Consider the following 11,285-nt stretch of genomic DNA (forward strand, 5'->3'; position numbering starts at 1 on the left):
CGGGTCTATACACTCCGAAACCATGACGAGCGTTCAGCCTGATATTCACACCACTGCCGGCAAGCTCGCCGACCTTCGCAATCGCCTCGAAGAGGCGAAGCACCCGATGGGTGAAGCGACGGTCGACAAGGTGCATGCGCGCGGCAAAATGACGGCCCGGGAGCGCATCCTCGCGCTCCTCGACGAAGGTTCGTTCGTCGAGATGGACGCTCTCGCGCGCCACCGCAGCAAGAACTTCGGGCTCGAGAACACTCGCCCGCTCGGCGACGGTGTCGTCATCGGCTACGGCACCATCGACGGCCGCGACGTCTGCGTCTTCAGCCAGGACGTCACCGTGTTCGGCGGCAGCCTCGGTGAGGTCTACGGCGAGAAGATCTGCAAGGTCATGGACCTCGCTCTCAAGACCGGACGCCCGATCATCGGCATCAACGAAGGTGCCGGCGCCCGCATCCAGGAAGGCGTCGTCTCCCTCGGTCTGTACGCCGAGATCTTCAAGCGCAACGTCAACGCCTCCGGCGTCATCCCGCAGATTTCGATCATCATGGGCGCGACCGCGGGTGGTCACGTCTACTCCCCCGCACTGACCGACTTCGTCGTCATGGTCGACCAGACCTCGCAGATGTTCATCACCGGACCGGACGTCATCAAGACCGTCACCGGCGAAGAAGTCACCATGGAAGAGCTTGGTGGCGCGCAGACCCACATGGCGAAGTCGGGTGCCACCCACTACGTCGCCTCCGGTGAGCAGGACGCCCTCGATTGGGTGCGCGAACTGCTGTCCTACCTGCCGAGCAACAACCGCGCCGAGACCCCGCGCTTCATCCCGACCGACCCGATGGACGGCTCGATCGAAGAGTCGGTCAACGACGAGGACCTCGAACTCGACACGATCGTCCCAGACTCGCCGAACCAGCCGTACGACATGCACGAGGTCATCGCTCGCGTGCTCGACGACGACGAGTTCCTCGAGATCCAGTCCGGCCGTGCACAGAACATCATCTGCGGCTTCGGTCGCGTGGACGGCCGCAGCGTCGGCATCGTCGCGAACCAGCCCACGTTCTACGCCGGCTGCCTCGACATCGACGCCTCGGAGAAGGCCGCCCGCTTCATCCGGACGTGCGATGCCTTCAACATCCCGATCCTGACGTTCGTCGACGTCCCGGGCTTCCTCCCGGGTACCGACCAGGAATACAACGGCATCATCCGCCGCGGCGCGAAGCTCCTGTACGCCTACGGCGAGGCGACGGTCGGCAAGATCACGATCATCACCCGCAAGGCCTACGGCGGCGCGTACTGCGTCATGGGCTCCAAGCACATGGGCGCGGACGTCAACCTCGCGTGGCCGACCGCACAGATCGCGGTCATGGGTGCGGCCGGCGCCGTCGGCTTCATCTACCGCAACCGTCTCAAGGAAGCCGCCCGCGATGGTGCCGACATCGCATCGCTGACCCAGGAATTGCAGAACGAGTACGAAGACACCCTGGTCAACCCGTACGTTGCCGCCGAGCGCGGTTACGTCGACGCGGTCATCCCGCCGTCGCACACGCGCGGCCAGATCGTCAACGCACTTCGACTGCTCGAACGTAAGTCGGTCACGCTGCCGACCCGCAAGCACGGGAACATTCCGCTGTGAGCGGCGCCGACGAGCCAAAGCTCATCGAGGTCGTCAAGGGCAACCCCACGGACGAGGACATCGCGGCGATCGTCGCCGTCGTCTCCGCTGCGGTCGCTCCGAAGGAAGAAGGGCCCAAGGCTCCTCGGGACCGCTGGGGTATCGACACCTCGCGCGGAACCGGTGCGAGCCCGAACGTGCCGTGGGCGTTCCCCAACGTGTCTCATCTCCGCTGGTGACCAGGCTCGTACTCGGGTCGGCCTCGCCGGCCCGGTTGTCGGTGCTGCGCGCTGCCGGCGTCGACCCGATGGTTGTGGTGTCTGCAGTCGACGAGGACGCGATCATCGCGGCCATGCCGCCGGGGTCTGCACCCGAGGCCGTCGTCACCGAACTCGCGGAGGCAAAGGCGCGTGACGTCGCGGCCGGCCTCGAGTTGGAGGACTGCGTCGTCGTCGGTTGCGACTCGATGCTGCTCATCAACGGTGAACTGCAGGGCAAGCCACAGACGGCGAAAACCGCGCGCGCCCGCTGGGAGACGATGGCCGGTCGCACCGGGCACCTCCTCACGGGGCACTGCGTATTACGGGTCGTCGATGGCCGAGTCACCACGACTGCGCGCGGCGAGAACTCGACCGTCGTTCATTTCGCCCGTCCCGACGCCCGGGATCTCGACGCTTACATCGGGTCGGGCGAGCCGCTGCAGGTCGCGGGCGCGTTCACCCTCGACGGCCTCGGTGGCTGGTTCATCGAGAAGATCGAGGGTGACCCATCGTCGGTCATCGGCATCAGCCTGCCGCTGATGCGCAAGCTGCTCGCCGGCGTCGGCGTGAACATCGCCGAACTCTGGCTGGCCAATCCACAGCCGGTGGCCTGACCAGTCGAATTCACGATCAGTGGCCTACGAGCGTGTAGGTGGCGGTGATTCCGTCGCTGTTCGCGACGTAGTGGTCGGACAGGTTGATGTGTTCGGCGTTCGCGCCTTCGAGACGAGTGCCGAGGGTGTTGGCGCCGTTCGCCATGTTGTCGGCCACGAACGTCGCGTTGACGTCGGGCGTCACCGAGTAGGTGAAGTCGGCGTGGTCTCCGTGGGCGGTGACGACCTCACTGGCGCCCGGTGCGAGCTCCGACTGCGGGCCGACGAGCCAGGACCCGTCCTCGAGGTTGCGGGACTTCAGGTGGAGCGTGCTCGGGGTGTTGTTGACGACCGTCATCGAGATCGGGACGGAGTGATCCGGAAGCGTCTGTGCGCTTGCGCAGCCCGTGGCTGCGATTCCGATGCCGGCGGCCGCAAGAGCTGCGACGGGGATTCCGACGAGGACGCGGCGAAGGTTGGTGTTCATTGTTGACTCCTTGTGTGTTGGGTTTCGCCGGCCTTTCCGGCGATGCCCATTACTTTCGGATTCAACAAAGATCGACTGTGTCCGCCTGGCGTCGGAGTACGCGGGTGAACCGCAATTCCGCCGATCGGTGGATCACCGTCGCCGCGGCAATGCGAGCGCAACGACCGATAGCAGCATCATCGCGACCGCCGAGTAGATGATTCCGGCGACCAAGATCGCCTTCAACGTGATGTCCGTGCGGTATCCGCCGTTATCCAGGACATCGCCGGCGGCATTGTCGAATGTGTTCCCGAATCCCTTCGGCACGAGCGCAGAGAGTCCGTCGCGAGTTTGTGCCGCCTTCTCGTCGGTGCAATAGACCTTGCCGGTACCGGTCTCTATCTCATAGACACCACTTCGGCACAAGACCGGCTCAGCGACCCTCAGGACCGGCGGGTAGACGATTCCGCCTATGCCGCCGACCACAACAATTCCCAGCAAAAGGCTGCTGACCAGCACCAGAAGCACACGCATTCGGTCAGGTTACGAAAATCACGTCGGAATCGACCCTGATTGGGCCGTACCGTAATGCGATAGGCACTGGTCAACAAGGAGTAGCCATGGGTTTCCGCGACAAAATGTCCCACCGCGCCCAGGATCTCGTCGGCCGGAGCAAGGAAGCCGCAGGCGTGGTGAGTGGGAACAAGCGACTCCGCGCCAAAGGACTCGTAACTCAAGCAAAGGCGAAGACCCGGTCGTCGATCTCCAAGGTCCGCGATGGTCTGTGGAAGCTGGAAAAGGAATTGCGTCGCGGTCGGTGACGACCGACGACGGACTAGGGTTCGGAAATATGAGCAACCGAGTCGTCAGCACCGAATGGCTGTCGGCGAATCTCGGTAATCCGCACGTGCGCATCATCGCTGCCGCACCGAATCCGCGATCCTTCTCCATCGGGCACATTCCGGGCGCAGCGCGCCTCGCCTGCAGTCAAATGTTCGACGCATCCCAGGGCGACTTCGTCGAAAGCAAGGCTTTCGCCGCGATCGTGGGCAAGCTCGGCATCCGGCGGAACGACTCGATCGTGCTCTACGGGGACCCGGACAATTCGTCCGCGGCGTTGCTCATGTGGCTGTTCACGATGTTCGGCCACACCAACGTCAGCATCCTCGACGGCGGGCGCGGTGCGTGGCTCGGCGACGACCGGGAAACCGAGTTCGAACCGGCGGACTGGTCGCCCTCGGACTACCCCGCGATTCCGCGCACCGACGCGCCGCACCGGATCTCCCGAGACGAGCTGCACAGACTTTTCGGCAAAGTCACAATTCTCGATACCCGGGCCGAGTCCGAATTCATCGGCGATGTCGACGCGTCCGACGAGGTGACCCGGACCGGTCATATTCCGACGTCGATCAGTGTGCCGGCCAGCGCATTACGCGACAGCGCCGGCCGCTTCCTCGATTCCGCCACACTCCGAGAGCGGCTTGTCGATCTTCGAGACGACCGTCCGGTGATCGTTTACGACCGCACTGCGGCACGCGCCGCAGAAACATGGCTTGTCCTGCGGTTTCTTCTGGACTGGAATGACGTAAGGGTCTATGACGGCGGTTGGAACGAATGGGGAAACTCGTTTGGGCTGCCCGTCCTGCAAGGCCCACAACCCTGACCGCTTAGACTCACAAAAGCCCAGCCGACCGGCGCACCCAAAAGGAGTTTCCGTGGCCGTAGTCAACACCACCAAGATCACCAAAGTCTTGGTGGCAAACCGAGGCGAAATCGCCGTTCGTGTCATCCGCGCAGCCGCGGACGCCGGAATCCCGAGCGTCGCCGTCTACGCCGAGCCGGACGCGAACGCACCGCACGTGCGGATGGCCACTGAGGCCTTCGCTCTCGGCGGCCAGAACTCGGCCGAGTCTTACCTGAACATCCCCAAGCTTCTCGACGCTTGTGCGAAATCCGGCGCGAACGCCGTACACCCGGGATATGGGTTCCTTTCCGAGAACGCCGAGTTCGCTCAGGCCGTGCTCGACGCCGGACTCATCTGGATCGGTCCTTCGCCACAGTCGATTCGCGACCTCGGCGACAAGGTCACCGCTCGCCACATCGCCATGCGCGCGGGCGCACCCCTCGTCCCAGGCACGAAGGAGCCGGTCAAGGACGCCGACGAGGTCGTTGCCTTCGCCGAGGAGCACGGCCTGCCGATCGCCATCAAGGCCGCGTTCGGTGGTGGTGGCCGCGGCATGAAGGTCGCGCGCAAGATCGAAGAAGTCGCCGAGCTTTTCGACTCCGCCACGCGTGAGGCCGTGTCCGCGTTCGGTCGCGGCGAGTGCTTCGTCGAGCGCTACCTCGACAAGCCGCGTCACGTCGAGGCTCAGGTCATCGCCGACATGCACGGCAACGTCGTCGTCGCCGGTACCCGCGACTGTTCGCTGCAGCGCCGCTTCCAGAAGCTCGTCGAGGAGGCTCCCGCCCCGTTCCTCACGGACGAGCAGCGCAAGCAGATCCACGAATCCGCCAAGGCGATCTGCCGCGAGGCCGGTTACTACGGCGCCGGCACGGTCGAGTACCTGGTCGGCCAGGACGGCCTCATCTCGTTCCTCGAGGTCAACACCCGTCTGCAGGTCGAGCACCCGGTGACCGAGGAGACCTCGGGCATCGACCTCGTCCGTCAGCAGTTCCTCATCGCCGAAGGCGGCGAGCTGAGCATCACCGAGGACCCGACCCCGCGCGGTCACAGCTTCGAGTTCCGCATCAACGGTGAGGACGCGGGCCGCGGATTCCTGCCGGCCCCCGGCCCGGTCACCCTGTTCGTCGGCCCGACCGGCCCGGGCGTGCGTATGGACTCCGGTGTCGAGTCCGGCAGTGTCATCGGCGGCCAGTTCGACTCGATGCTCGCCAAGCTCATCGTCACCGGTGCGACTCGCGACGACGCGCTGCAGCGCTCGGCTCGCGCGCTCGACGAGTTCATCGTCGAAGGCCTGGCCACGGTCATCCCGTTCCACCGCGCTATCGTGCGCGACCCGGCGTTCATCGGTGACGGCGAGAAGTTCGACGTCCACACCCGCTGGATCGAGACCGAGTGGAACAACACGGTCGAGCCGTTCGCCGGCGCCGGCGCTCCCGCCGACGAGGACGAGGTTCTGCCGCGCCAGAAGGTGGTCGTCGAGGTCGGCGGCCGCCGCGTCGAGGTCTCGCTGCCCGGTCACTTCACGATGGCCGGTCCGGCCGGCGCCACCCGCCGTAAGCCGAAGCCGCGCAAGCGCGGAAACCTCGGTGGGGCTGGAGCTTCGGGCGACTCGGTCGTCGCGCCGATGCAGGGCACCGTCGTCAAGGTCGCCGTCGAAGAGGGTCAGGAAGTCGCCTCCGGCGATCTGATCGTCGTCCTCGAAGCCATGAAGATGGAGAACCCGGTCACCGCCCACAAGGATGGCGTCGTCACCGGCCTCGACATCAAGCCCGGCACGACGATCACCCAGGGCACCGTGATCGCGGAGCTCAAGTAGCTTTTGGAACCCGTCGAGATCAACGCAGGCGCGTGGTATCTGCGCGCGCTGCGTTCGGACGAACGCGTCGATGACCGCCCTGCGCTGGCTGAGGGCGGCATCACCGACGCTGACTATGTCGCGACGCGCACCCGTCAGTGGCACGACAACGAGCACTACTCGTGGGCCGTCTGTGAGCCTTCGACGGGCGAGCTTCTCGCCGAGGCGGGACTCACGCTCGTCGGCGAAACCGCAGTTCTCACCGGTTGGGCCCGGGCGGGTCACGAAGACGCCCTGGCGGCCGGTCAGACGTCGATTCGGCGGTTTGGCGAGTCCGGGTTAGGACTGCAGGTCAAACAGCTCTAAAACTCGATCGACGGCCTCGACGGCTTCATCGATTTCGTCCGCGGTCACGGTCAGCGGCGGCCGGAAGCGAATACCGGTCTCGCCAGTCCCGACGACCAGGACGTGTTCGCGCAGGAACAGGTCGCTGACGATCTGGTCCCGCAGCGCTCGGGTGCGCAGCGTGAACGCGCACATCAACCCGCGGCCGCGCGGTTCGGTGACCACCGCGTGGCGTTTCGCGAGCCATTCGAGCCCGCGGAGCAGTCGGTCGCCGAGCGGCCCCACCCGATCGATAAGTCGTTCGTCGGCAATCGTCTCGAGGATCTTGCGCGCCCGGACCATGTCGGTGAGGTTGCCGCCCCACGTCGAGTTGATGCGCGAACTGACGCGGAAGACGTTATCCGGCACCTCGTCGACGCGCCCGCCGGCCATGATCCCGCATACCTGCGTCTTCTTGCCGAACGCGACGACGTCGGGTTCGAGACCGAACTGCTGGTAGGCCCACGTGGTGCCGGTCAGTCCGACGCCGGTCTGCACTTCGTCGACGATGAACAACGCGTCGTTGTCGTGGCACAGCTGCTGCATAGCGCACAGGAACTCGCCCCGCAGGTGCCGGTCGCCGCCCTCCCCTTGGATCGGCTCACAGATGAAGCAGGCGATGTCGTTGGGACGCTCGTCGAACGCGTCCTGAGCTGCCAACAGCACACGCTGTTCCCGCGCCTCGACAAACGGCCCCACGATCGGCGCGTGGATCCGCGGCCACCCGAATTTCGGGAAGCGGTCCGTCTTCACCGGGTCGGTGTTCGTCAGGGATAGCGCGTATCCCGACCGGCCGTGGAACGCGCCCGTCAAGTGCAGCACCTGACCGCCCAGCGCAGGATCGAGTCCTTTCGCTTCGTTCCGTCGGCTCTTCCAGTCGAACGCGACCTTGAGCGCATTCTCCACCGCCAGAGTGCCGCCCTCGATGAAGAACAGGTGCGGCAGTCGTGGGTCACCGAGCACGTCCCGGAATGTCTCGACAAACCGGGCCATCTCCAGCGTGTAGATGTCCGAGTTCGCCGGCTTGTTCAACGCGGCGGTGAGAAGTTCCGCACGAAATTCCGGATCGGCGGCGAGCGCGGGATGGTTCATCCCCAGCGCCGACGAGGCGAAGAACCCGAACATGTCGAGGTAGCTCGCGCCCGTCCGGGCATCGACGAGACGGCGGCCCTGCGACCGCTTCAGGTCGAGGACGAAGTCGAATCCGTCGATGAGCATCGACTCGCGAAGGACGTCGAGAGCTCGGTCCGGAGCTAACGATCGACCGGGATAGATGGCCGTCATGATTCCAGAATAGGAAACTTTACGACAAAAACCCTTAACGCTCGTAAAAAGTTTGAAGCACGATGGTGCTTCGCGTCTTTACGTTCGCCGTTGCTCGAATTGTCTGAAGTAGGTGCTCGAGGTGCCGCGGCGACGCGACGCGCACCATCAGCAGGTAGCTCTCCTCGCCCGCGACCGAGTGGCAGGACTCGATTTCCGAGATGCCCTCGAGGAGACTCGGTGCATCGTCAGGTCGCGACGGATCGATCGGCGTGATCGCGACGAACGCGGTCAGCATCTGGCCGAGCGCCTCATGATCGACGCGAGCGGTGTACCCCTTGATCACGCCGCGCGACTCGAGGCGCCGGACCCGGGACTGCACCGCAGACACCGACAGACTCGCCTTCTCCGCGAGCGTGGAAAGCGTCGCACGGCCATCTTCGATCAGTTGCTCGATCAGCAGACGGTCAATCTCGTCCACGATTGGTTCGACCACTTCCACCCCTTCCGAGCAATGGAATGTACCCGGTCCATCAGGTACCCGACACGGACGCGCCGATTTTGACCGTCCAGCCGCCGTTCCGGTATCGGAGGATCGTCCGGGTCAGCGGAGCGACGTCCACCCGCCAGAACGACGAATAGGGCACATTAAGGGCATTCACAATCGCCGCGCGGACCACCGCCTGGTGCGTGACCGCAACCGTCCGGCCGCCACGCGTCGCACAGTCCTCGAGCCAGGCGGATATTCGGCGGCACAATTCCGAAACTGATTCACCGCCATGCGGCGCGGCGTCCGGGTCCGTCAACCATCGGTGCAGCAGGGCGGAATCAACGTCTTCCAGTCCCATTCCCGCCCACGAACCGCAGTCCAGATCGCGCAGTCCGGCGTCGATCTTCACGGTTGGATCACCCGCGGTTTCGCGCGCGCGCAATTCGGGTGCGGTGACGAAATAGTCGGCGCGCGGAAATCGAATTCCGGCCGGTTTGTCGATCAAAGGCTCATCGACCGGAAATCGCGCGATCCGTGTGGCTGCCGTCAACCCGTGCGTCACCAGGGTCAACTTCGCAGGCACCGAGGCGGTCACGGACCGAACTCTACGGGACGTCAACCGCCACAGATTGCCGGGAAATAACGACGGCGACTAGTCAAAGCGAAAACTATTCGTCGCGCCGCAGTTTCTGATTTCGGGACTTTGGGTCGCGCCGCAGTGTCCGTTTTGGCTACCAGTCGCAATGATTCCGTGTCTCTACCGCCGTTTTCCTGCGCTTTTGCGTCATTACGATCCAGAAGAGTCTGACGTTGAAGCCAGAGTGGAGATATCAAATGATTTTGCATGGTTCCAGGACCGTTGCACGGATGCGACGGCTGCTTTCCGCAGTCGTCTGCGTTACTGCGGCGACCGGCGCGCTGCTCGCCTCGGGCTCGGTCGCGCAAAGTTCGCACGTCGTGGGTGAGCGGCCCCTCGGTGGCCGCACCTTCATGATCGACGTTTACTCGTCGTCGATGGGCCGCACCATTCCGTTGTGGGTCTCGAAGGGTGGCGACGGCGCTCCTAACCTCTACCTCCTCAACGGCGTCGACGGCGGCGTCAACGGACAGGGCTGGCCGTGGCGCACGGACGTGCCCCGGTTCTTCGCCAACAAGCACGTCAACGTCATCTCGCCGCTCGGTGGACACCACAGCTACTACACCGACTGGAACGTCGACGACCCGGCCATGGGTCGCCAGAAGTGGCAGACGTTCCTGACGCGCGAACTCCCGCCGGTCCTGAACGGCTACCTCCACTCGAACGGCCGCAACGCGATTGCAGGTGTGTCGATGTCGGCGAACTCCGCGCTCGACCTCGCGATCCACGCTCCCGGCCTCTACCAGTCGGTCGGTTCGTACAGTGGCTGCTCCCGCACCAGCGACTCGTTCGGCCAGGCCTACGTGACCTCCCAGGTCGCCGGCGGTGGCGGCAGCGCGACCAACATGTGGGGACCCACCGGCAGCGCCCAGTGGATCGACCACGACCCGACCGTTCAGGCCGGCCGTCTCCGCGGCATGGACCTGTACATCTACTCCGGCACCGGTCAGCCTGGACCGCACGAGAACCTCAATGACCCGACGCTCCACGGCGACATCGGCGCGACGGTCGACCGCACGGTGGTCGGCGGCATGATGGAGACCGTCATCCGCCAGTGCACAACCCAGCTCGCGCAGCGTATGACTGCACTGCACGTTCCGGCGCGCTTCGTGTGGGGACCGGTCGGCACGCACTCGTGGCCATACTGGCAGGACGCCCTGCACAACCACTGGCCGGCGATGTCCCGCGCTATCGGCGCCTGATTCAGATTCTGAAAGAACCGGCCCCGGGTTATCCCGGGGCCGGTTCTTTGGTTTCACCCCTGGCGATCTGATTCGGAAGGCTTTGGATCGTCTACCGATCCGAATCCTGCCCAATGCCGAGGACACCGAACACGAAGGAGCCCGGGCCGATGAATCCGGCCCGGGCTCCTTCGCTGAAAACTACTTGGCGTGCTCGTCGATGTTGTGGATGCGAAGCTCGGCGAACGCCTCGATCATGTCGTCGGCGACGACCATCTTCTCCGCCATCGATGCCCGCAGACGGATCGGCAGATCCGGTGCGAACTGCGAGAAATACGAGTAAAGCCAATCCCGCTGTCCCACCAGGAACGGGTAATCCGTGCTCATCATCTTCCGAACGATGAGCATCGGCACCGGAGCCGCCAGCGGACGGAAGTCCGGGTTCCACAGACCCTGCTGCGGACAGTCCGGGTAGAACTGCCCGAGCATGTAACCCTTGGCCACGAACTGCGGCTTGCGGTCCGCGTGGACCTCATCGATCTTCGTGAAGTCGACGAGATCCGGGAACACCGTCACGACGGTCTGCGTCACCTGCTCGCGGTAGTCGCGCCGCAGTCCGGCAAAGATGTCGAACGCGTCATCGATGACGGTCTCCATCGTCTCGTGTGTCAGCTCCGCGTCGGTCCCGCGGACGAACGACACCCAGACGGTGTGTTTGCCGACGGACGTCTTGACGAACGGGCAGACCGCCCCCGTGCGCCCCAGATCCGGGTGCGGATGTGTCAGGAACTCCGACATGTACTCACCGAGCACCAAGGAACTGGGGTGCATCTCCGCAGCCTCGTCGAGGTTGTCGAAGAGATTGATCCAGTCAGTCCCTGTACGTGCCCCGATCAGATGCCGTGCGGTCATCTGCCCTA

The 11,285-nt window shown here is 64.6% G+C and carries 14 protein-coding genes; 8 read left to right on the forward strand and 6 right to left on the reverse strand.

The genetic code is table 11. The features are described 5' to 3' along the window. The first annotated feature begins 22 nt into the window (after positions 1 to 22). From F600_RS0124690 to F600_RS0124700, 3 genes are read left to right on the forward strand one after another with little or no spacing between them, the layout of a single operon-like run. Positions 23 to 1,633 (forward strand): acyl-CoA carboxylase subunit beta, encoded by a 1,611-nt coding sequence (locus tag F600_RS0124690; protein ID WP_018163347.1) that lies wholly within the window; start codon positions 23 to 25, stop codon positions 1,631 to 1,633. Then, a complete protein-coding gene (locus F600_RS29755) occupies positions 1,630 to 1,851 on the forward strand; it encodes an acyl-CoA carboxylase epsilon subunit (protein ID WP_018163348.1) in 222 nt (73 codons plus the stop codon). The genes F600_RS0124690 and F600_RS29755 overlap by 4 nt, the downstream gene beginning before the upstream one ends. Next, positions 1,848 to 2,486, forward strand: coding sequence for a Maf family protein (locus F600_RS0124700; RefSeq protein WP_018163349.1), 639 nt, complete (start codon positions 1,848 to 1,850; stop codon positions 2,484 to 2,486). The genes F600_RS29755 and F600_RS0124700 overlap by 4 nt, the downstream gene beginning before the upstream one ends. Positions 2,487 to 2,502: 16 nt before the next feature. Here F600_RS0124700 and F600_RS30895 read toward each other — a convergent pair whose 3' ends face one another. Together F600_RS30895 and F600_RS0124710 are read right to left on the reverse strand one after the other, a co-directional pair. Continuing rightward, positions 2,503 to 2,952 (reverse strand): hypothetical protein, encoded by a 450-nt coding sequence (locus tag F600_RS30895; RefSeq protein ID WP_018163350.1) that lies wholly within the window; start codon positions 2,950 to 2,952, stop codon positions 2,503 to 2,505. 132 nt (positions 2,953 to 3,084) lie between these two features. After that, the gene (locus tag F600_RS0124710) at positions 3,085 to 3,465 is read right to left on the reverse strand and encodes a hypothetical protein (protein WP_018163351.1); all 381 of its coding nucleotides are present in this window, start codon (positions 3,463 to 3,465) and stop codon (positions 3,085 to 3,087) included. Positions 3,466 to 3,551: 86 nt separating this feature from the next. On the opposite strand from F600_RS0124710, the gene F600_RS29765 reads away from it, so the two are divergent. From F600_RS29765 to F600_RS0124730, 4 genes are read left to right on the forward strand one after another with little or no spacing between them, the layout of a single operon-like run. Next, a complete protein-coding gene (locus F600_RS29765; RefSeq protein WP_018163352.1) occupies positions 3,552 to 3,752 on the forward strand; it encodes a CsbD family protein in 201 nt (66 codons plus the stop codon). A gap of 29 nt (positions 3,753 to 3,781) precedes the next feature. After that, the gene (locus tag F600_RS0124720; RefSeq protein WP_018163353.1) at positions 3,782 to 4,594 is read left to right on the forward strand and encodes a sulfurtransferase; all 813 of its coding nucleotides are present in this window, start codon (positions 3,782 to 3,784) and stop codon (positions 4,592 to 4,594) included. 52 nt (positions 4,595 to 4,646) lie between these two features. Then, complete coding sequence (locus tag F600_RS0124725; protein ID WP_018163354.1) at positions 4,647 to 6,431, forward strand: acetyl/propionyl/methylcrotonyl-CoA carboxylase subunit alpha; 1,785 nt, start codon at positions 4,647 to 4,649, stop codon at positions 6,429 to 6,431. Between the two features lie 3 nt (positions 6,432 to 6,434). Next, positions 6,435 to 6,776 (forward strand): hypothetical protein, encoded by a 342-nt coding sequence (locus F600_RS0124730; RefSeq protein WP_018163355.1) that lies wholly within the window; start codon positions 6,435 to 6,437, stop codon positions 6,774 to 6,776. On the opposite strand, the gene lat is transcribed toward F600_RS0124730, so the two are convergent. From lat to F600_RS0124745, 3 genes are read right to left on the reverse strand one after another with little or no spacing between them, the layout of a single operon-like run. Further along, positions 6,750 to 8,078, reverse strand: coding sequence for an L-lysine 6-transaminase (gene lat, locus F600_RS0124735; protein WP_018163356.1), 1,329 nt, complete (start codon positions 8,076 to 8,078; stop codon positions 6,750 to 6,752). The genes F600_RS0124730 and lat overlap by 27 nt on opposite strands. Positions 8,079 to 8,112: 34 nt before the next feature. Further along, positions 8,113 to 8,559, reverse strand: coding sequence for an Lrp/AsnC family transcriptional regulator (locus F600_RS0124740; RefSeq protein ID WP_018163357.1), 447 nt, complete (start codon positions 8,557 to 8,559; stop codon positions 8,113 to 8,115). 31 nt (positions 8,560 to 8,590) lie between these two features. After that, positions 8,591 to 9,142, reverse strand: coding sequence for a histidine phosphatase family protein (locus tag F600_RS0124745; protein ID WP_018163358.1), 552 nt, complete (start codon positions 9,140 to 9,142; stop codon positions 8,591 to 8,593). A 272-nt stretch (positions 9,143 to 9,414) separates the two neighbouring features. Here F600_RS0124745 and F600_RS0124750 point away from each other — a divergent pair, with 272 nt between their 5' ends. Next, positions 9,415 to 10,386 (forward strand): alpha/beta hydrolase, encoded by a 972-nt coding sequence (locus F600_RS0124750; RefSeq protein ID WP_018163359.1) that lies wholly within the window; start codon positions 9,415 to 9,417, stop codon positions 10,384 to 10,386. A gap of 180 nt (positions 10,387 to 10,566) precedes the next feature. Here F600_RS0124750 and F600_RS29770 read toward each other — a convergent pair whose 3' ends face one another. Continuing rightward, the gene (locus F600_RS29770; protein ID WP_018163360.1) at positions 10,567 to 11,277 is read right to left on the reverse strand and encodes a DUF6875 domain-containing protein; all 711 of its coding nucleotides are present in this window, start codon (positions 11,275 to 11,277) and stop codon (positions 10,567 to 10,569) included. Positions 11,278 to 11,285 lie beyond the last annotated feature (8 nt).

This window comes from Smaragdicoccus niigatensis DSM 44881 = NBRC 103563 (assembly GCF_000380645.1).
Classification (GTDB): Bacteria; Actinomycetota; Actinomycetes; order Mycobacteriales; family Mycobacteriaceae; genus Smaragdicoccus; species Smaragdicoccus niigatensis.